Source organism: Pseudonocardia halophobica, assembly GCF_050948485.1.
GTDB lineage: Bacteria > Actinomycetota > Actinomycetes > Mycobacteriales > Pseudonocardiaceae > Pseudonocardia > Pseudonocardia halophobica.
Genome location: NZ_CP192046.1, coordinates 4,884,885 through 4,905,302 on the forward strand (window position 1 = coordinate 4,884,885; position 20,418 = coordinate 4,905,302).

General features: G+C 72.0%; 18 protein-coding genes. 13 read left to right on the top strand and 5 right to left on the bottom strand.

What is annotated here, in order from left to right; translation table 11 throughout:
- Positions 1-99 precede the first annotated feature (99 nt).
- On the top strand, positions 100-1,716 hold the full coding sequence (locus ACQP04_RS23135; protein ID WP_433502658.1) for a PucR family transcriptional regulator: 1,617 nt from the start codon (positions 100-102) through the stop codon (positions 1,714-1,716).
- Positions 1,717-1,799: 83 nt separating this feature from the next.
- Here ACQP04_RS23135 and ACQP04_RS23140 read toward each other — a convergent pair whose 3' ends face one another.
- Positions 1,800-2,576: an enoyl-CoA hydratase/isomerase family protein gene (locus ACQP04_RS23140; protein ID WP_433502659.1), complete on the bottom strand. Its 777-nt coding sequence runs from the start codon at positions 2,574-2,576 to the stop codon at positions 1,800-1,802.
- A 127-nt stretch (positions 2,577-2,703) separates the two neighbouring features.
- Positions 2,704-3,303 carry a TetR/AcrR family transcriptional regulator gene (locus tag ACQP04_RS23145; RefSeq protein WP_433502660.1) on the bottom strand — a complete coding sequence of 200 codons (600 nt, stop codon included), beginning with the start codon at positions 3,301-3,303 and terminating at the stop codon, positions 2,704-2,706.
- Between the two features lie 122 nt (positions 3,304-3,425).
- Here ACQP04_RS23145 and ACQP04_RS23150 point away from each other — a divergent pair, with 122 nt between their 5' ends.
- The gene (locus tag ACQP04_RS23150; RefSeq protein ID WP_433502661.1) at positions 3,426-3,992 is read left to right on the top strand and encodes a hypothetical protein; all 567 of its coding nucleotides are present in this window, start codon (positions 3,426-3,428) and stop codon (positions 3,990-3,992) included.
- 85 nt (positions 3,993-4,077) lie between these two features.
- Here the strand turns inward: ACQP04_RS23150 and ACQP04_RS23155 are convergent, their stop codons facing one another.
- Complete coding sequence (locus tag ACQP04_RS23155; RefSeq protein ID WP_433502662.1) at positions 4,078-5,094, bottom strand: LacI family DNA-binding transcriptional regulator; 1,017 nt, start codon at positions 5,092-5,094, stop codon at positions 4,078-4,080.
- 188 nt (positions 5,095-5,282) lie between these two features.
- On the opposite strand from ACQP04_RS23155, the gene ACQP04_RS23160 reads away from it, so the two are divergent.
- The 4 genes from ACQP04_RS23160 (at position 5,283) to ACQP04_RS23175 (ending at position 7,901) form a co-directional block, all read left to right on the top strand.
- Positions 5,283-6,485, top strand: a complete 1,203-nt coding sequence (locus tag ACQP04_RS23160; RefSeq protein WP_433502663.1) for a Gfo/Idh/MocA family protein — start codon at positions 5,283-5,285, stop codon at positions 6,483-6,485.
- Positions 6,486-6,508: 23 nt separating this feature from the next.
- Entirely contained in the window at positions 6,509-7,507 is a 999-nt protein-coding gene (locus tag ACQP04_RS23165) for a sugar phosphate isomerase/epimerase family protein (RefSeq protein WP_433502664.1), read from the top strand.
- Between the two features lie 89 nt (positions 7,508-7,596).
- Positions 7,597-7,734: a hypothetical protein gene (locus ACQP04_RS23170; RefSeq protein WP_433502665.1), complete on the top strand. Its 138-nt coding sequence runs from the start codon at positions 7,597-7,599 to the stop codon at positions 7,732-7,734.
- Positions 7,710-7,901, top strand: a complete 192-nt coding sequence (locus tag ACQP04_RS23175; RefSeq protein ID WP_433502666.1) for a hypothetical protein — start codon at positions 7,710-7,712, stop codon at positions 7,899-7,901. Before ACQP04_RS23170 ends, ACQP04_RS23175 begins: the two co-directional genes overlap by 25 nt.
- Positions 7,902-7,987: 86 nt before the next feature.
- Here ACQP04_RS23175 and ACQP04_RS23180 read toward each other — a convergent pair whose 3' ends face one another.
- On the bottom strand, positions 7,988-9,052 hold the full coding sequence (locus tag ACQP04_RS23180; protein ID WP_433502667.1) for an AraC family transcriptional regulator ligand-binding domain-containing protein: 1,065 nt from the start codon (positions 9,050-9,052) through the stop codon (positions 7,988-7,990).
- A gap of 252 nt (positions 9,053-9,304) precedes the next feature.
- Here ACQP04_RS23180 and ACQP04_RS23185 point away from each other — a divergent pair, with 252 nt between their 5' ends.
- From ACQP04_RS23185 to ACQP04_RS23205, 5 genes are all read left to right on the top strand, one after another.
- A complete protein-coding gene (locus ACQP04_RS23185) occupies positions 9,305-10,249 on the top strand; it encodes an alpha/beta hydrolase (RefSeq protein WP_433502668.1) in 945 nt (314 codons plus the stop codon).
- A 3-nt stretch (positions 10,250-10,252) separates the two neighbouring features.
- A complete protein-coding gene (locus ACQP04_RS23190; RefSeq protein ID WP_433502669.1) occupies positions 10,253-11,833 on the top strand; it encodes a flavin-containing monooxygenase in 1,581 nt (526 codons plus the stop codon).
- 442 nt (positions 11,834-12,275) lie between these two features.
- Complete coding sequence (locus tag ACQP04_RS23195; protein ID WP_433502670.1) at positions 12,276-14,981, top strand: LuxR C-terminal-related transcriptional regulator; 2,706 nt, start codon at positions 12,276-12,278, stop codon at positions 14,979-14,981.
- Positions 14,982-15,071: 90 nt separating this feature from the next.
- Entirely contained in the window at positions 15,072-15,302 is a 231-nt protein-coding gene (locus ACQP04_RS23200; RefSeq protein ID WP_433502671.1) for a hypothetical protein, read from the top strand.
- Positions 15,303-15,317: 15 nt separating this feature from the next.
- Positions 15,318-16,043, top strand: a complete 726-nt coding sequence (locus ACQP04_RS23205; RefSeq protein ID WP_433502672.1) for a DUF4386 domain-containing protein — start codon at positions 15,318-15,320, stop codon at positions 16,041-16,043.
- A gap of 306 nt (positions 16,044-16,349) precedes the next feature.
- On the opposite strand, the gene ACQP04_RS23210 is transcribed toward ACQP04_RS23205, so the two are convergent.
- Positions 16,350-16,520 (bottom strand): hypothetical protein, encoded by a 171-nt coding sequence (locus ACQP04_RS23210; protein WP_433502673.1) that lies wholly within the window; start codon positions 16,518-16,520, stop codon positions 16,350-16,352.
- Positions 16,521-17,146: 626 nt separating this feature from the next.
- Here ACQP04_RS23210 and ACQP04_RS23215 point away from each other — a divergent pair.
- Both ACQP04_RS23215 and ACQP04_RS23220 read left to right on the top strand, forming a co-directional pair.
- Positions 17,147-18,526, top strand: coding sequence for a nicotinate phosphoribosyltransferase (locus ACQP04_RS23215; RefSeq protein ID WP_433508423.1), 1,380 nt, complete (start codon positions 17,147-17,149; stop codon positions 18,524-18,526).
- Positions 18,527-18,786: 260 nt separating this feature from the next.
- Complete coding sequence (locus tag ACQP04_RS23220) at positions 18,787-20,166, top strand: MFS transporter (RefSeq protein WP_433502674.1); 1,380 nt, start codon at positions 18,787-18,789, stop codon at positions 20,164-20,166.
- Positions 20,167-20,418 lie beyond the last annotated feature (252 nt).

A 20,418-nucleotide genomic window follows, 5' to 3' on the forward strand; every position in this document is an offset into this window, starting at 1 on the left:
CGGTGGCGATGCCGAGAAGTGTGCGGCCGGTGCCGGAGGTCACGGCAGATACAGAACGTGCAACACTTCTCCGCACTACTGCACGAAGTGAGGTGCCCGGTGGCCGAGGTCCTGACGGTACGCAAGGCGCTGCAACTCGAGGTCTTCCAGCGCACCGAGGTCCGGATCTACGCAGGTGAGAAGCACCTCGACCGGCCCGTCCGCTGGGTCCACGCCGGCGAGATCCCCGACATCCACCGCTTCCTCTCCGGTCAGGAGATGCTGCTGACCGCGGGCCTCGGCATGGGCGACACCGGCGACCTTCAACGGGCGTTCGTCCGGCGGGTCTCGGACGCGCGCGCCTCGGTGCTGGTCATCGAGCTCGCCGGCCGCATGTTCGACGTCATGCCTGCTGCCGTCGTCGAAGAAGCCGAGGCGGTCGACCTCCCCCTCGTCGGACTGCGCGACGAGATCCCGTTCGTCGAGGCCTCCGCCCAGGTGCACGAGGTGCTGGTCGAGAACCGCATGTCACAGCTGATCGCCGACGAGGCGACCGGGCAGGCGTTCATGAACCTGCTGCTCGCCGACCAGGACTACCTCGCGATGACCGACGAGGTCGCCCGGCGCACCGGGCTCCCCGTCGTCCTCGAGAACGTCGCCCACCAGATGCTGGCCTACTCAGGGGCCACGCCGGAGTCCGACGCGATCGTCGCCGACTGGGGAGCACACTCGCGAGCGATCCACGAGCGCCACAGGCCGGCCATCAGCGAACGTCGAGGCGCGCCCACCGCCCGGCCGGGCTCGTTCCGCAACGTCGTGGCCTGCGCACGGCGTGCGGTCGTGCTGCGGGGCGAGTCCTGGGGCTGGATGCACCTGCTCCACGGCGCCACGCAGCCGACACCCGCCGACCTCAACACGCTCGAGCGCGCCGCCGCGGCCGTGGCGATCAGCCTGCTCAGCGAACGCGAGAGCGGGGCCCGCTCGGCCCAGCGACAAGGGGCTCTGCTCAACCGGCTCATGCTCGGCGACATCACCGGCGAGGAGTTCGTGCAGAACGCTCTCGGGCTCGGTCGCGACCTGCGCGACAAACCCCTCCTCGTCGTCGTCTCGGCGCGCGGGGAAGCCGACGGGCGCGACGACTCGTCGCTGCAGGCCGTCGAGAGGGCCGTCGGTGGGCTCGGGCTCAACGCCGTCGTCGGAGACATCGGAGACTTCGCCCTCGCCGTCGTGGCGCTGGACCGCGACGTCACCGGGGACCGGCTCGCCCGCAGCCTGGCCGACGCCGGCAACTGGGGCGGGCTGAGCCGAGCCGTACCGGCCGCCGGGCTCCAGACTGCAGTCCGGCAGGGCCGCAGCGCCGCATCGGCGGCGGTGGCCACCAGGGCAGACCAGTTCCTCCGGTTCGACGACCTCGGCGCCCTCCGACTCCTCGTGGCGCTCGCCGAGGGTCCGGAGCTCGCCCGGTACGTCGAGGACGAACTCGGCCCGCTCCTCTCCCACGACGCGCAGAGCTCGAACCCTCTCCTACCGACCTTGCGTGCCTTCCTCGACGCCGGCGGCAACAAGGCCCGCACGGCCGAGGTCCTCTTCGTCCAACGGCGCACGCTGTACTACCGGTTGGATCGGATCACCAGGATCCTCGGGCTGGATCTGAGCAGCAGCGACACCCAGCAGCGGCTGCAGCTCGCCGTGCGCGGGCACGATCTACTGCGCCACTCCGCCCCTCGGCGCAGATAGCTGCACCGAGCCGAGTCGAGTGAGCGGCCTTCTTCGGAGCGCAGAGACGCCCGAGTTGCATGCATCGGTCGAGGCCGCCGGACTCACCGTCCCTTGTAGACCGGCGCCCGCTTCTCGGCGAACGCCGTGGCTCCCTCCACGGCGTCGTCGGTCCGCATGACCTCCAGGAACCGACGGAACTCACCCGCCATCGCCGCGTCGTGGTCCGTGCCCAGCCCCTCCAGCACCGACGCCCGGGCCGCCCGCACCGCGAGCGGACCGCGCCCGGCGATCCGCTGCGCGAGGGCGACCGCCTCCGCCCGCAGCTCCGGCAGCGGCACGATCCGGTTCACCAGGCCCACTCGGTGGGCCTCGGCGGCGTCGATCGGGTCGCCGGTCAGGATCATCTCCATCGCCAGGCCCAGCGGGACCGCACGGGGCAGCCGGACGGTGCCACCCGCGCCGGGGATGATCGCCCACTTCGTCTCGGCCAGCCCGAGGGTCGCGTTCGGCGACGCCAGCCGGATGTCGCAGGCCAGCGCCATCTCCAGACCGCCGGCGAGGGCGTGGCCGTTGATCGCCGCGATCATCGGCTTCTCGCGCGGCGTCGCGGTGAACCCGCCGAAGTTCCACGCCGGCTCCTCCCCGGCCCGCACGGCGTCCCGGTAGGCCGGGATCAGCTTCTTGAGGTCCGCGCCCGCCGAGAACACCTCGTCCCCGGCGCCGGTCAGCACGGCGACGCGCAGGCCGTCGTCGGCCTCGAACTCCGCCACGGCCCGGCCGAGGGCCGCGTTGTGCTCGGGATCGAGGCTGTTGCGGGCCTCCGGCCGGTCGATGGTGATCACCGCGACGGCACCCTCGCACCGGACGTCGATCGGCATCGGGACTCCTTCGTCGTGACGTCGCTACAGGAACATGTCCACGATCGTCCCGCACCATGGTGCCGCCTCCATCACCGTGTACCCGTCTGCAACCTGCTCCAACGGAAGTCGCATCGAGATCAGCGGCTCAGCCTCGCGGCGCACCCGGGACGGAACGGGACCACAGGAGTCCTTCGACGCCGTCGAGGAAGGTCTTGCACACGGCTGCCGGGTCGGACAGGCAGCCGGCTGCCATCGCGCCGTCCCGCAGCATGACGAAGTGTCGTGCGGCAGGCTCGGCGAGCCGGTCCCCGATCTGGGCGAACGGATCCGCCAGTGCGCTCAGGAACCACTCGCGGTGAGCGAGCACCCGTCGATGTACGGGGTGCGCCGGGTCGGGATACTCCGCCGCTGCATTGAGGAAGGCGCAGCCGCGGAATTCCGGCGTTCGGATGTCCGCGGCGACGTCCGCAGCGATCGCGCGCACGGTGTCCTCCGCCGACCGGCGAGCCGCCCGAGTCTCCTCGAGACGGTCCCGGAGGTGGCGATCGGCCCCCTCGAGGTAGGCGACCACCAGGTCCTCCTTGCCCGGGAAGTGACGGTAGAACGTCGCCCGGGTCGTGTTGGCCTCCGCCAGGATCCGATCGACCGGCACCGTGTGCAGGCCCTCGGCGTAGAAGATCCGGCTCGCGGTGTCGAGCAGTCGTGAACGCGCCTCGGACGGCCGAGCACTGACGCTGCGTTCCATGAACGAAAACTACCAGATAGAACGTTCAGTCTTGACACGCTCGCCTCCTTCTGTGACCGTCGGTCACAGCATGAGACAGAACGTTCTCCCTCGTGCCGCTGCTCGTCCTCGAAGGAGCCTCCGTGAGTACCGCTGTCACCTCCGCCGCTGCCGGATTCGCTCCGGCTCTGCGACGGCTCTACTTCGTCCGGTTCGGGTTCGCCGTCGTCTGGGCGGCGCTGCTGGCCCTGAGCGGCCGTGAGTTCGGGCCTTCCGTCGCCGTCCTGGTCGTGCTCTACCCGCTGTTCGACGTGGCAGCCGCCGTCGTCGACGCACGGGCGTCGAGGTCGACCGGGTCGACCTCGTCGTCCCGGGGGCTGTACCTCACCATCGCCGTCAGCCTCCTCGCCGCACTCGGACTGGGCATCGCCGCCGCCTCGGGCATCCCCGCGGTCCTGCGGGTCTGGGGCGTGTGGGCCGTCGTCGCCGGCCTGATCCAGCTCGTCGTCGGGATCAACCGGCGTGCGCTGGGTGGGCAGTGGCCGATGATGCTCAGCGGCGGTATCTCCGTGATCGCCGGCACCGGGTTCTTCCTCATGGCGGGCGCAGCGAACCCGTCCCTGGTCAACGTGGCCGGCTACGCCACCCTCGGCGGAATCTTCTTCCTCGTCTCGGCGCTGCGCCTCGGTCGTGGCACGAAGGAGCACTGACGGACCAGCCGCGCCATCGCCACAGTGTGTGAGCGCGGGGAGGCTCGTGTGCGTCCCCTTCGCGGGCGAGCGCCGCCGGAAGAAGCTAGCGGGACGGCCCGGGCGCAGCTCCCGAGCTTCCGCGCGTGACGAGCCGCGGCGGGGTGACGTACTCCCCCGCCGGTGCCTCCCGCCCCTCGGCCCGGGTGATCGCGCAGCGGACCGCGGCCGCGGCGAGGGCGGCCGGGTCCTGGCTGACCGAGGTGAGCTCGACGTTGCGCAACGAGGCGAGCCGGGTGTCGTCGTAGCCGACGACCGAGAGCTCGCCCGGCACGTCGACACCGCTCATCCGCAGGGTCAACAGGAGGCCGAAGGCGGTCATGTCGTTGTGCGCCAGCACGGCCGTCGGCCGATCCGGCGCGGCCATGAGCTCGGCGGCTGCGGCGACGCCGGACTCCTCGTCGGCGCGCCCCCCGACGACCCGGGCACACGCGGCCAGACCATGCGCCGCCATCGCCTCGAGGTAGCCCTCCCGGCGGGTGTCGCTCATGATCGCCCGGCCGCCGTCGACGTAGTGGATGTCGCGGTGCCCCGCCGCCACCAGGTGCTCGACGGCGAGCGCGACGCCTCGGCGGTCGTCGGCGCGCACGGAGTCGACGGACTCGGCACGCAGCTCCGATCCCACCAGCACCGTCGGGACCCTCCGACTGACCGCGGCGAGGTCGTGGCTGCCCATCTCGGGACTGACCAGCACCAGCGCGGCACAGCGGTCCTGCACCAGACTCTCGATCGCCTCGAGCTCACCGCGCTCGCGCGTCGTCGCGGACAGCACGAGGTCGTAGCCGCTGTCGGCGACGGCTCGGTACAGGTGCTCGACGACCTCGGCGTGGAAGGCCTGCGACACCGTGTACGTGACGCCGAGCAGCCGGGACTGCTGCTCGCGCAGAGTCCGTGCGCGCTGGTCGGGTCGGTAGCCGAGCCGCCGGGCGGTGTCGAGGACCCGGCGGCGGGTGTCTTCCGAGACGCCGGGCTCGCCGCGCAGGGCCACGGAGGCCGAGGACACGGAGGTGCCTGCGACTCGCGCGACGTCCACGATCGTGACCCGCCCGGTCTTCGACGCCACGTGCACCTCCGCTCGCCCCGGTACGCACCAGGCTCCAACTTTGTCTTGACATGGTAACGAGGTAGACCCTACCGTCCGTGTCGCCCAACCGGAACGTTCCGGTCGAAATTGTGGCTGTCTCGCCGACCGGGACCGGAACGTTCCAGGGACCGGCATCTGGTACGCCGCACGCGTCGAAAGGCACAACGATGTCCACGGAGCCCCAGACCGACCGACCCCTGTCCGTCGCCGTGATCGGCGCCGGGATGGCCGGCCGCAGCCACGCCGCGGCGTACCGCAACGCCGGCACCGTCTTCGGCCCAGGACTGCCGGAGATCCGACTGGCCGCGATCGCCGACGCCAACGTCGAGCTCGGCGAGGACGCCGCCCGCCGCTACGGCTACGAGCAGGCGTACTCCTCGTGGGAGCAGGTCGCCGAGGACCCGACCGTCGACGCGGTCAGCATCGTGGTGGGCAACGACCTGCACCGGCCGATCGCCGAGGCCCTGGTCGCCGCGGGCAAGCACGTCCTGTGCGAGAAGCCCCTCGCGGGCTCGCTCGACGACGCCCGCGCCATGGTCGCGCTGGAGCGCTCGACCGACCTGGTCACCGCCGTCGGGTACACCTTCCGGCGCAACCCCTCCGTCGCCGCGATCCGCGACCACGCCCGGCGCGGCGAGCTCGGCGACCTCTCGGTCTTCCAGGGCCGCTACTGGTGCGACTACGCCACCGACTCCCGCGGCCCGCTGAGCTGGCGCTTCAAGGGCCCGAAGGGGTCGGGCGCGCTGGGCGACATCGGCTCGCACGTGATCGACACGGCCGAGTACGTCGCGGGCCCGATCGTGTCGGTCGCCGGCGCCGCGCTGTCTACGCAGATCGGCAAGCGCCCGCTGCCGCTGGGCGCGGTCGTCGGGCACAACGCGGCCCCCGTCTCCGACGAGTACGGCGAGGTCGAGAACGAGGACTCCGCGACCTTCACCGCCCGCTTCGCCTCCGGACTGGTCGGTAGCTTCTCGGTGTCGCGCACCGCGTTCGGGCTGCCCAACGGCCTGGCGTTCGACGTCCTCGGCGTGGGCGGGCGCGCCGCGTTCGACCAGAACCGCCCCGCCGAGTACCTGTTCGACGACGCCCAGCCCGAGGCCCGCACCCGGGGCGCCCGGCAGATCATCGCCGGCCCGCAACTGCCCTACTTCGCCGGCGGCATGCCGATGGAGGCCCCCGGCGTGGGCGGCGGCAACAGCGAGAACTTCACCTACCAGGCGCGCGCGTTCCTCGACCAGGTCGCGGGCGTGTCCGACCCGATCCCGGCGTGCGCGACCTTCGCCGACGCCCTGCGCACGATGGAGATCGTCCAGGCCGTCGTGCGCTCCGCCGAGGCCGGCGGCGCGGCCGCCGACATCCCCTCCGTCTGACCCCTCACCGAAGGATTCCGATCATGGCCCTCAAGCTCGGCGCCTACACCGCCTGCCTGCACGACCACACCCTCACCGAGGCCCTCGACGTCCTGAGGGCCAACGGGCTGACCTCCGTCGAGGTCAACACCGGCGGGTTCATCCCGGCCCCGCACTGCACCATCGACCTGCTCCTGACCTCCGCGAAGGCCCGCGAGGAGTACCTCGCCGTCTTCGCCGAGCGCGGCCTGGAGCTGACCGGCCTCAACTGCAACGGCAACCCGCTCAACCCGCTGCCCGGCGTCGGCCCCAAGCACGCCGACGACCTGCGTCGCACCATCCGCCTCGCCGGCCTGCTCGGCGTGAAGCACGTGGTCACCATGTCCGGCACCCCCGGCTCGGACCCCGACGCCAAGTACCCCTCCTGGGTGGTCAACCCGTGGGACGGCGTCTACATGGACGTCCTGGACTACCAGTGGTCCGTCGCGCGCGAGTTCTGGAGTGAGATCGACGCGCTGGCCCGGGAGAACGACGTCCGGGTCGCCATTGAGATGCACCCGCACAACCTGGTCTTCTCCCCCGTCACCCTGAAGAAGCTGGTCGACGACATCGGCGCGACGAACATCGGCGCCGAGATGGACCCGTCGCACCTGATGTGGCAGGGCATGGACGTTGTGGCCTGCATCCGCTGGCTCGGCCCGCTGGTGTTCCACGCCGCCGCCAAGGACGCCGCGATCCAGCCCGGCGTCGACATCCGCGGCGTGCTCGACACCTCCTTCACCCGCGTCCCGGCCGACGCCGAGGGCAAGGTCCCGACCGGCTACGGCTTCTGGTGCAACGCCTGGCCGGAGAACCCCGCCTGGAAGTTCGTCGCCGTCGGCGAGGGCCACGACGTCGCCTACTGGACCGAGTTCCTGCGCGCGCTCGCCGAGGTCGACCCGGACATGGCGGTCAACATCGAGCACGAGGACGCCGCCTACTCCCAGACCGAGGGCCTCGCCCTGGCGGCCAAGAACCTGCACGCCGCCGCCGGCGCGCTCTGACCGTCACCGGGTCCGCCTGACCGGGCCCGATCGGGGCGCTCGAGCCGCTGTCCCGGGATCTCGGGCTGACCGCGTTCACCGAGGGTGCCGTGGTCAGCATCCTGATCTTCGGGGCGGCGGTGGGAGCCCTCGCCAAGGACATCCAGAGCGGGGCGATCCCCTTCGCCATCGACCAGCAGCCCTACGTCCAGGGCTACATGCGGTGCAGTCGCCGTGGCTCAACCTGACCAACGGCAACGACCTCGGCGGCGGCAAGCCGGTCCTCACCGGCCCGTCCTTCGTGGACAGCGGGAACATCGCGAAGATCGCAGAGTACGCGGCCAAGAACACCTCTGAGTCGGGCGGGCGGTCCGCCCCGGGCCGCCCGTCGCACCCGAGACCCGCACCTGCCTGAGCCCGCCGGGTACGGGCCCAAGCACACGCGCCGTTCCACGCCTCCCCGGCAACAACCGTGGACCAGATACCGCCGGAATGTCGCCCTCAGGCGCTCGTCCGTCCCTGCCAGCGGCGGCGCGCGCGCAGGTAGCTCGACCAGTCCCGGTACCCCAGCCGCCGGGCGATCTCGCCACGGGAGACGGCCGGGGTCCGCAGGAGCTCCTCGGCGACCGTCCAGCGCACCTCGTCGAGGATCGCCCGGAAGGTCGTGCCCTCCTGTGCGAGGCGCCGCCGCAGTGTCCGCGGCGGGTAGTGCAGGCACTCGGCGATCTCCTCGAGCCCGACGTCGAGGGACTCCCGCCCCCACAGCTGCGCGCGGACCTGGGCGGCGATGCCGGTCCGGTGCAGGCGCTCGGTGCGGATGCGCTCGCACTGCTGGATCATCATCGCGGCGGTGTGCGGGCTGGCCATCGGCAGCGGTTCGTCGAGGAACCCGGGGTCGTACACGAGCTCCGTGCGGGCGTGCCCGCCGCTGACGGGCACGGCGAAATGCTCGGTGAACACCGGTGGTAGCGGCGAGCGCCCGACGTCGTCCGCCAGCCGGACCTCGCGCAGCGGGAACCGTCGCGGCCACGGCAGCAGCTCGCGCTGGAGCTGGACCGCGGCCGCGAGATCCCGCTCCACGACGAAGCGCCGGATGTCGCGGGGCACGTCCTCGGCCGCCAGGTCCTGCACCACGGCGGGCGCATCCGTCTCGTAGACGCTCATCGTGGAGAAGGCGAAGGTCAGCGGCGCGTACCGCAACCCGTGCCGCATGGTCTCCCGGACCGACGAGCAGGACGCGAGCAGGAAGCCGTAGTAGCCGTAGGCGGTGAGGTGGTAGAGCCTGCCGATCTCCACCCCCAGGCCCGGGCGGTCGCCGAAGGTGCGCAGCAGGGCGCGGATCACCGCGATCTCCTGCCGGGCCTCGATCAGCTGCTCCGGGTCCGTGAGGAGCGCGGGCGGGATGTGCGAGCCCCGCAGCAGCGTCTCGGCCGGCACACCCGCCACCGCGGCCCACTCGCAGAGGATCGAGACCCCGACCATCGTGCGCGGGTGGTCCCAGGAGTCCGTCATCGCGGCGACGACGCGGGGCGACGGCATGGTGTCCGACCGGCGAACCGCCGTCATCGATGACCGCCTCCGTTGATGCCTGGCCCCCTCGCCGCGCACCCCGAGTCTGTCACGAGCCCCGCCGCCGGCAAACGACTGCATTACCCCGCGTGGACGAGCGCTGGCCGGAACGGCCGTGATGTGGCCCCGTCTGCGCTGTCCGCGCACCTCGGGCGGACCTACCGTGTGGCACCGGAGCCGTGATCGGCGTCATAGACGACCGGGTCACGGGACGCCGCAGAGTGTCCGAACTCGACGAGGAGAAGGTGCATGCCGCTCGAACCGGCGTCGCAAGCGCTGCTGGCCCAACTCGCGGAGGCAGGTGGACCCGCGATCCACGAGTCGACCCCGGCCGTCGCCCGGCTGAACGGTCCGGTGATGGCCGGGCTGAGCGGGCCCGGGCCCGAGGTCGCCGCGGTCCGTAACCTCAAGCTCGACGGCGAGGGCGGCCGGTTCCGCGTCCGGGTGCTGACCCCGTTCGGTGAGCCGCAGGGGATCGTCGTCTACTTCCACGGCGGCGGGTGGGTGCTCGGGGACATCGACCTGCAGTACGACCACATCGGACGCCGGCTGGCCGAGCTGACCCGGTCCGTGGTCGTCCTGGTCAACTACCGCAAGGCCCCCGAGCACCCCTTCCCCACCGCGATCGAGGACAGCTGGACCGGCCTGACCTGGGTCGCCGACCACGCCACCGAGCTGGCGCCCGCGGGCGTGCCGCTCGTCGTCGCCGGGGACAGCGCGGGCGCGAACATCGCCGCGGTCATGACGCTGCGGGCGCGGGACCGGGGCGGTCCCGCGATCGGCTACCAGGCCCTGGTCTACCCGGTGACCGACTGCGACTTCACCACCCCCTCCTACCAGGCCCCCGAGAACCAGCTCCTGCTGAACCGGGACACCATGGCCTGGTTCTGGGACCACTACCTGCCGGACCCGTCCGCGCGGACGAACCCCGAGGCCTCCCCGCTGCGCGCGCCGAGCCACGCGGGGCTGCCGCCCGCGCTCGTCGTGGTCGCCGAGTTCGACCCGCTGCACGACGAGGGCGTCGCCTACGCCGAGGCCCTGCGGGGCGCGGGCGTCCCCGTCGTGTTCGAGGAGGCCGAGGGCGAGATGCACGCCTTCTTCCAGATGATCAATGTGCTGCCGGGGGCCGAGACGGGCCTCAAGCTCGTCGCGGGCCAGATCGCGGCGTTCCTCGAGACCGGCCGGGAGGGCTGAGCGGTGACGCACCACGACGTGATCGTGATCGGGGCCGGCTTCTCCGGCATGTACCAGCTGAAGCGCCTGCGGGAGGCGGGTTTCGACGTCCGCGTGATCGAGGCGGGCGACGACGTCGGCGGAACCTGGTACTGGAACCGCTACCCCGGCGCCCGTTGCGACATCGAGTCGGTCGAGTACTCCTACTCCTTCGACCCCGAGCTCGAGCAGGAGTGGGACTGGAGCGAGCGCTACGCCGCCCAGCCCGAGCTCCTCGACTACGCCCGGCACGTCGCCGACCGCTACGACCTGCGCCGGGACATCGAGTTCGACCGACGGGTGTCGTCGGCGGTGTGGGACGAGGACGCGATCCGCTGGACCGTCACCACGGACGACGGGCAGAGCCGGACCGCCACCTACGTGATCGCGGCGACCGGCTGCCTGTCGGTGCCCTCGCGCCCCCGCTTCGAGGGGCTCGAGGACTTCGCCGGGGAGGTCTACTGGACCTCCAGCTGGCCGCACGAGCCCGTCGACCTGGCCGGAAAGCGGGTCGCCGTGGTCGGCACCGGCTCCTCCGGACTGCAGACGATCACCGCCATCGCTCCCGAGGTCGGCAGCCTCGTCGTCTTCCAGCGGACCCCGTCGTACGCGGTGCCCGCCCACAACGGGCCGAACGAGCGGCTCGCCGAGGTCCGGCCCGGCTACCCCGAGTTCCGCGCGATCAGCCGGATGGAGCGCATCGGGTTCCAGTGCGGCGACGGCACCGACCTGCTCAGCGAGACCGACCCCGCCGAGGTCGAGCGTCGGCTGGCCCTGCGCTGGGACGTGGGCGGGCTCTGCTTCACCTCCGAGTTCGCCGACGTCCTGGTCGACGCCGAGGCGAACGAGGCCGTGGCCGAGTACGTCCGCCGCCGCATCCGCGAGACGGTGAAGGATCCGGAGGTCGCCGAGAAGCTCAGCCCGCGCACCTACCCCATCGCGAGCAAGCGCATGTGCGTCGACACCGGCTACTTCGAGGTCTACAACCGGGACAACGTGTCGCTTGTGGACTTGGGCGAGGAGCCGATCCGCCGCATCACGGCGCACGGGATCGTCGCCGGGGACACCGAGCGCGAGGTCGACGTGATCGTCTTCGCGACCGGCTTCGACGCGATGACCGGCGCGCTCAACGCCATGGAGATCCGCAACGGGGACCTGACGCTGCGCGAGAAGTGGGCGGACGGCCCGCGCACCTACATGGGCCTGATGTCGGTCGGCTTCCCCAACCTGTTCACGATCACCGGGCCGCAGAGCCCGTCGGTGCTGTCGAACATGATGACGTCGATCGAGTACCACGTGGAGTGGATCACCGCCGCGCTCGAGCAGATGCGGGCGGGCGGGCTCACCCGGATCGAGCCCGAGCAGGACGCCGAGGACAACTGGGTGGCCGCCACCAACGACATCGCCGACACCACGCTGATGCCGCAGGCCGCGTCCTGGTACATGGGCGCCAACATCCCCGGCAAGCGACGCGTGTTCATGCCGTTCCTCGGCGGGGTCGGCACGTACAAGCAGATCGGCGACGGCGTGGCCGTGGCGCACTACCACGGCTTCGAGCGGGTGTGACCCGGCCCTGAGCTCGCCGATCGGGCGTGGCGCCGCGAGGTGGGATGGTCCTCGCGGCGTCATGCCCCGTGCCGTGCCTCGGAACCAGAGCCGCAGCCTCCGGTCCTGAACGTCGCGATCGTCGTCGGGATCGTGCGGGTCGCGGTGCTGCTGCCGTTCGTCCCGCCGGCGCTGCAGAGCACGGCGTGGGCGAACGACGTCCCGGGCCGCCCCGTTCGGCCTGCTGCTGCCCGCCCTGGTCGTGGTCCGCGAGACGCAGCGGGCCTCGACCCGGCCGAGCTCCCGTTCTTCGGGTTCATGGTGGGTGCCGGAGCCGGTTCGGTGGTAATACCTCTGACGGCGGCCCTGCGGCGGGTGACCCGCCGGTGCGGCTGACCTCGTCGACACCGCGCGGCCCTGCTGGCCCGCTTCGTCGGCTGCAGTGCACCGGCCGGCGAGGGAGGTGGTCCTGCTGAGCCCTCTGGTCTCGACCAAGCTGCACGTCCCCCGGCGGCGCCGCGGCGTGGTGGAGCGAGTCCGGCTGACGCGGCGCCTGAACGAGGGTGCCGACGCGGCCCTCACCCTGGTCTCGGCGCCGGCCGGGTTCGGCAAGACGACGGTGCTGACCGAGTGGCTCGCTCGGCGCCCGGAACACCGTTCGGTGGCGTGGCTCTCGCTCGACCAGCGCGACGACGATCCTGCGGTCTTCTGGTCGTACCTCGTCGCCGCGCTGCAGACGGCCGCACCCGACGTCGGGGCGACGGCGGTGTCGCTGCTGGAGTCGGGGCCGGCCGACCTGGACACGGTCCTCGCGACCCTGGTCAACGACCTTTCGGCCTCGCCGGGCGAGGTCGTGCTGGTGCTCGACGACTATCACGTCATCGACTCGCAGGCGGTGCAGGAGGGGATGGCGTTCCTGGTCGAGCACCTCCCGGCGCACGTCCACCTGGTGATCGCCGCGCGTGCCGACCCGCCCCTGCCCCTGCCGCGCTGGCGCAGCCGCGGGGAGCTCGTGGAGATCCGGGCCGCGGACCTGCGGTTCACCCCCGACGAGGCGGCGGAGTACCTCACCGACGCGATGGGGCTGGCGTTGACCGCCGACGACGTCGCCGCGCTGGAGGGGCGGACCGAGGGCTGGATCGCCGCCCTGCAGCTCGCGGCGCTGTCACTGCAGGGTCGTGAGGACGTGCCCGGCTTCATCCGTGACTTCGCCGGGGACGACCGCTACATCGTCGACTACCTGGTCGGGGAGGTGCTGGCGCGCCAGCCGGAGCAGAACCGCACCTTCCTGCTGCAGACCTCGATCCTCGGCCGCATGACCGCCGAACTGTGCGACGCGGTCACCGGTCGGCGCGACGGCCGGGCCACACTCGAGGTCCTCGAGCGGGGCAACCTGTTCCTGGTCCCGCTCGACAACCGCCGCCGGTGGTACCGGTACCACCACCTGTTCGCCGACGTCCTGCAGGTCCACCTGCGCGACGAGCACCCCGACACCGTGCCCGAGCTCCACCGGCGGGCCTGCGCCTGGTACGAGGGCAACGGCGACCGCGCCGAGGCCGTCGCCCACGCGCTCGCGGGCCGGGACGTCCCTCGCGCGGCGGAGCTGATCGAGCTGACCCTGCCTGCGCTGCAGCAGAACCGGCAGGAGACCACCATGCGGCGCTGGCTGGAGGCACTGCCGGACGAGCTGGTCCGCGCCCGGCCCGTGCTGAGCGTCGGGTACGTCGGCGCACTCATGGTCGACGGCGAGACCCGTGGCGTCGAGGAACGCCTGCGCGACGCCGAGCGCGGCCTCGCCGCCGTCGACGACAACGGACGGCAGGCGGTGGTCGTCGACGAGGTGGCGTTCGGTCGGCTGCCCGGTGCGATCGCCCTCTACCGCGCCGGGCTGGCTCTGCTCTCCGGCGACCTGACCGGGGCCCGGACCCGAGCAGGGACCGCGCTCGACCTCGCCGGGCCCGACGACCACCTGGGCCGCGGCAGTGCCGCCGGCATCCTGGGCCTGGCCCACTGGACAGCAGGGAGCCTCGACGAGGGGTACCGCTGGTACGCCGAGGCCGCGACCGCCCTGGAGGCCGCAGGGCACCGCTCCGACGTGGCGGGCTGCTCCCTCGCGCTGGCCGACATCCGTCTGGCCCAGGGCCGGCTCGGCGACGCGACGACCGTCCTCGAGCGGGCCATGGCGGTGGTGAGCCCCGAGGGCGGGACGCCGCTGCGTGGGGCGGCGGACCTGCACGTCGGCATCGCCGCGGTCCTGCTCGAGCGCGGCGACCTCGACGGCGCCCGACGGCGTCTCGCCACCGCCGTCGATCTGGGCGACCGCGGCGGACTCCCGCAGAACCCGTACCGGCGGTGCGTCGTCGCGGCGCGACTGCGGGAGAGCGAGGGCGATACCGACGGCGCGCACGCCCTCCTCGACGAGGCCGAGCGCCGCTACGTCGGGGACTACTTCCCGAACGTCGAGCCGGTCCCTGCGCTGCGGGCACGACTCGACGCGCGGCGTGGCCGCTGGTCCGAGGCGCTGGCCTGGGCGGCGGAACGGAACCTGTCGACGTCCGACGACCTGAGCTACCTGCGCGAGTTCGAACACCTGACGCTGGCCCGCGCCCTCGTCGCCCGGCACGCGGCAACAGGCGACGAGCCGTCGATCACCGCCGCCGTCGAACTGCTGGAGCGTCTGCTGCACCTGGCCGAGGAGGGCGGCCGCGCGGGAAGCCTCGTCGCCGTGCTGGTCACCCGCGCGCTCGCCGAGCAGGCGCGAGGCGAGGAACACGCCGCGGTCGCGGCGCTGCGGCGCGCCCTCGTCCTGGCCGAGCCGCAGGGCCACGTCCGCGTCCTCCTCGACGAGGGCCCGCTTGTGGTGCTGCTGCTCAGGTCGGTGGCCGCCACGAAGGAACCCGGAGCCGACCATGCCCGCAGGGTGCTGGAGCACGGTGTCCCCGACGCGTCGACCTCGGTCGAGCTGATCGCGCAGCTCAGTGCGCGCGAGCTCGACGTGCTGCGGCTGCTCGGGACCGAGCTCGACGGGCCGGACATCGCCCGCAGGCTGTTCGTGTCCGTGAACACCGTCCGGACCCACACCAAGAACATCTACGCGAAGCTCGGGGTGAGCAACCGTCGCGCCGCGGTCCGCCGCGGTGAGGAGCTCGGCCTGCTCCCGCCCCGCTGACGGCTCACCCACCGGATCACCACGAAGGGTGAGGCCGGCTCACCACGCTCCTCCCTACCTTTCGCCGTGCACCGACGAGAGGAGGACACCGTGACGCCGAGCCACTACGAGATCCGGCTCGACGGCCGCCTCGACCCCCGCTGGACCGCCTGGTTCGACGGCATGACCCTCACGACCACCGAGCACGTCACCACACTGCGCGGCGCGGTGGCCGACCAGGCGGCCCTGCACGGCCTGCTGCGGAAGGTGCGCGACCTGGGCCTGCCCCTGGTCGCGGTCCTCCGTCTCGAGACCGAGCCCCTGCTCGACCGACCCCACTGACCCCGGGAGACCGTCATGACGACCACGACCTCGACGATCCGGCCGACGACGACCCGGCCCGACCCGCTGCGCAGGAGGGCGTTCGCCGCCGGCGCGCTCTACCTGGTCACCTTCGTGTCGATCCCCACCCTCGCGCTGTTCGGCCCCCTCCACGACCCCGCCAGGTTCCTCCTCGGAACGGGCACCGACGCCGCCGTGCAGTGGGGTGCCCTGTCCGAGGTCGTCGTGGCCCTGGCAGGTGTCGGCACCGCGGTGGTGCTCTTCCCCGTGGTGAAGCGGCAGAGCGAGACCGCGGCCCTCGGGTTCGTCGCCTCGCGGGTGATCGAGGCCGCCCTCATCCTCGTCGGGGTGGTCGCCCTGCTGACCCTGCTCGCCGTGCGAGGAACAGCCGGCGCGGACCCGGCGGCGCTGATCCCCACGGGGCAGGCCCTGGTCGCGGTCTACGACAAGGCGTTCCTGCTCTCCCAGAGCCTGGCGCCGGTCTTCAACGCGCTGTGCCTCGGCTACGTGCTGTACCGGTCCCGCCTCGTCCCGCGCATCCTCCCCGTGATCGGGCTCGTCGGCGCCCCGATGCTGCTGGCCTCGGACATCGCCATCCTCTTCGGCCTGTACGACCGGGCGGCGCCGATCGCCGCGCTCCTGGCGCTCCCGATCGCCGCATGGGAGTTCTCCCTCGGCGTCTACCTGCTGGTCAAGGGGTTCCGCCCGACCGGTGTGGCCGCCCTCGAGCCTGCCGTCTGACACGCCCGCCGGTCGCCGTGACACGAGTCCCGACGGCCCGGCGACCACAACGGTGCTCGTTCCGTGAACGGGAAGCGCGTAGGCGCGCGGCCGGGGTCCGTCCTACGGGGCGGAACCACGCGGTCGTTGGCTCATCTCCGACGGGCGGACACATGAGCCTGGTCGGGAGCGGCCCATGCAGGTGGTCGCGCTACCACGAGCTCGAGGAGCGCGCCCAGGTTCGGGCGATCGGGATGATCTTGCGACGGGCCGCGGCGCTTGGGCTCGCCTCGACCGGCCGCGTGGACTTCGCCTCCGAGGCTGCCTTCAGCGGTGGAAGCCGACCGGGTACCGAAAGTCCCTGGGCAGGCGGCCCTGGGTCAGCCGAGCCAGTTCCACCGCCGGGTCCTGTATGGACGCCGTCGGCGTGAAGGCTGAGGGCGTCCACTCGTCGAGACGGCGGGCGGTGCTGCGGATCATGGTCCAGAACGCGGTCATCTCTTCTTCTCCTTCGGTTCGCGTGGCTGGGGTGCCCTGTGGCAAAGGAGAACTCTGCCGCGGACCTCACCGGGCCGCCGTCGGCCGGACGTCTGACACTCAGGGGGAACCGACTGTCGCGCGATCGGAGGACGCGTCGGGCTGAAGCCCCACCCGCGCTGGCGGATACCGGGCGCGCGAACTGTCCTGGCTGGTCAGTGACGCCGCCCGGATAGGCGTTGCTCCACCCAGGCGCAGCCCGGCGGCCCGGACGACCAGGGCGAGCCCCTCGCGCCGATCCGGCACGACAAAGATCTACTGCGGCCGCAATTCAAGATTCACGTCCGGACGGGCGGGGGTACGGGGCCGACCGATCGGTGGACCCGACAATCGGCCCGGCCGTCGACCGGTCGACGGAGGTCGCGCACGAACGGCCACCGTGAGACTGGTTCCACGACAGCTGAGGCGCGCAACAAGGAGATCGTCGTAGGCCTCTGCGGATCCCATAGGCCGCAGCCGCGGCACACCGGCCGGACGGCCTGCCCGGTCCCGGTCTCGGCGAACGAGCTGCACGCGCTGCCCTGTCGCAGAACTGATCACGACACCGACCCGCACACGACCTTGGAAGGAAGCCCGTGACCGGAACCATCGACCGCCGTGCCCGCGACGCGGGACACACGTTCGTCACCCCCCTCACGACCACTGCCGCGTCGACGGCCCTGCACACCGACGCATACGAGATCACCATGCTGCGCGCAGCCCTCGCCGACGGCACCGCCGCGCACCGGGCCACCTTCGAGGTCTTCGCCCGTCGCCTACCGGCCGGCCGTCGTTACGGCGTCGTCGCGGGACTGGGCCGGTTGACCGAGGCGTTGCAGGAGTTCCGGTTCACCGCCGGCCAGATCGCAATGCTGCGCGCCACCGGCGTCGCCGACGACGCGACCGCCGCCTACCTGGCCGAGTTCGCCTTCACCGGCAACATCGACGCCTACCGCGAGGGCGAGCTGTACTTCCCGTACTCGCCGGTGCTCACCGTCTCCGGCACGTTCGGCGAGTGCGTGCTGCTGGAAACGCTCGTCCTGTCCATCCTCAACGCCGACTCGGCCGTCGCCACCGCTGCCGCACGGATGGTCACTGCGGCCACCGGCCGGCCGCTGATCGAGATGGGATCCCGGCGCACTCACGAAGAAGCCGCGGTCGCCGCTGCGCGCGCCGCGTACCTGGTCGGGTTCACCGCCACCTCGAACCTGCAGGCCGGGCTGCGCTACGGCGTGCCCGTCGCCGGTACCAGCGGGCACGCCTTCGTTCTCGCCCACGCCGACGAGCGAGCCGGGTTCGCCGGCCAGGTCGCCGCGCTCGGCACCGGCACCACCCTGCTGGTCGACACCTACGACACCGGCGCCGGGATCCGCACTGCGATCGACGTGGCCGGCACCGACCTCGGCGCGATCCGCATCGACTCCGGCGATCCGGCCGTCGAGGCCGCTCGGGCCCGCACGCTGCTGGACTCCCTCGACGCTCGCGATACGAGGATCACGGTCACCGGCGACCTCGACGAGCACCGCATCGCCGCGCTCGCCGATGCCCCCGTGGACACCTTCGGTGTCGGTACCCGGCTGGTCACGGGCGCCGGCGCGCCCACCGCCGAGATGATCTACAAGCTCGTCGCGATCGCCGACGCCCCCGGCGCCGACGCTCCGCTGCGCCCGGTCGCCAAGCGCAGCGTGGGCAAGGCGTCGATCGGTGGGATCAAGCGCGCCTCCCGCGAGCTCGACGACACCGGGCACGCCGTCCGCGAGCGCGTCGTCGCCACCCCGGACCTGATCGGCCACCTGTTCGGCCGGACGAGGCCCAGCCGGCCGCTGCAGGTATCCGTCGTCCGCCACGGCACCGTCGTGCACAGCCCGACGCCGGAGGGGGTCCGCGCCCATCACGGCCGCGCCAAGACCGAACTCCTCCCGCGCGACCTGGATCTGTCCCCCGGCACCCCTCGGCTCACCGGCGCACCAGCCGGCAGTCCATCGTGAACCGCCGCCGGACACAGCACCCCGTGACCGCCACCACCTCGACGATGAGCCGGGTGGATCGAGCGGGTCCACAGCGACCGCCGCATCGATGTGCTGGTCGACAATGCCGGGCTCCTACGCCGCACCATCGTTCCGGGAGAAGCCCGCCACGTCACCGGCATCGACGACGGCGCCAGGGATCGGATCTTCGATCCGCTGAGCGCACGTCGCCCGGACCCGCCTCACCCCCAGTTCTGTTCTGCTGAACCAACGGAGACTCAATGGAGCACACGACCACTCGCTCGACGCCACTGCGGCGCGTGGCCTTCGCCAGCTGCGCCGGCACCACGATCGAGTTCTACGACTTCTTCATCTACGGCACCGCCGCAGCCCTGATCTTCCCGAAGGTGTTCTTCCCTGCCCTCGGCACCGCCGCGGCCATCGTGGCCTCGTTCGCGACCTTTGCCGTCGCGTTCATCGCCCGACCGCTCGGGGCGATTCTGTTCGGCCACTACGGTGACCGGCTCGGCCGCAAGAAGACTCTCATTGCCACGCTGATGCTGATGGGTATCTCCACCGTGGTGATCGGCCTGTTGCCCGGGGCCGCCACCCTCGGCATCGCGGCCCCGATCATCCTCGTCGTCCTGCGGTTCCTGCAGGGCCTCGCGGTCGGCGGTGAGTGGGCGGGTGCGACCCTGCTCGCCGCCGAGTACGCCCCGCCGACCAAGCGCGGCCTCTACGCGATCTTCCCGCAGCTGGGCCCGGCGCTGGCGTTCGCGCTGTCCAGCGGCACCTTCCTCGCCATCGACGTCGTGCTCGGCGACACCGGCCCCGCCTTCCTCGACTGGGGCTGGCGGATACCGTTCCTGCTGTCCGTCGTTCTGGTCGGCATCGGGCTGTGGGTGCGGGTGACCATCGACGAGACCCCCGCCTTCCGCGCCGCCCAGAAGCGGCGGGCGACCGCCTCCGTCGGGGCGCCGATCCTCGAGGTCTTCCGCATGCAGCCCCGTGAGGTCCTGCTCGGCGGTGGGGTGCTGACCATCCTGTTCGCGCTGTTCTACATGGGCACCGCGTTCCTCACCAGCTACGGTGCCAGCGAGACCGGTGCGGGCCTGGACCGGCGTACTGTGCTCATCCTCAACATCGCCGCCGCCGTCGTGTTCGGCGCGACCACCGCGATCTCCGGGATCGTGTCCGACCGGTTCGGGCGCCGCAACGTCATCCTCGCCTGCTGCGCCCTGTCCATCCCGTGGGCGCTCGCCTTGTTCCCGATCATGGGCACCCGCTCCGGGATCGGATTCGCGATCGGCCTCATCGGCACGCTCGCGATCTTCGGTATCGCCTACGGGCCCGTCGGCGCGTATCTGCCCGAGATGTTCCAGACCCGGTACCGCTACACCGGCGCCGGCATGGGCTACAACCTCGGCGGCGTCCTCGGCGGCGCCGTCTCCCCACTGGTCGCCGCCCAGCTGTCCAGCAGCTTCGGCAGCTACGCCGTCGGCCTGATGATCGCCGGGTTCGGGCTGCTCAGCTTGATCTGTGTCGTCACGCTCGGCGAGACGAAGAACCGGCGGATGCAGGACGAGCCCGTCGTCACGGAACCCGACCGCAAGACCGGCGCAGACGACGCCGTTGCCGTCGAGGGACTGTCCCGGATCTGACCGGGCCCTGGCCCGGCCCTACCCCTTGCAGGATGGTCGGGCCGGGCTGCCGCGTCCGACCGCGCCCGAGAAGGGCGCCCGGACAGCGCGTTCACAGGTCAACTCCACCCTCTCGACACGGGTGGTCCGCCTCGGGCGGGGCGCCCCGGGTCAGCGCACGACGCCGGCGTCGACGTGCAGTTCGATGCGGTGACGTAGCGTCGAACAGGAACAGGTCGGTGCCGACGTTCGTGGGCGACAGCGCGTCGACGC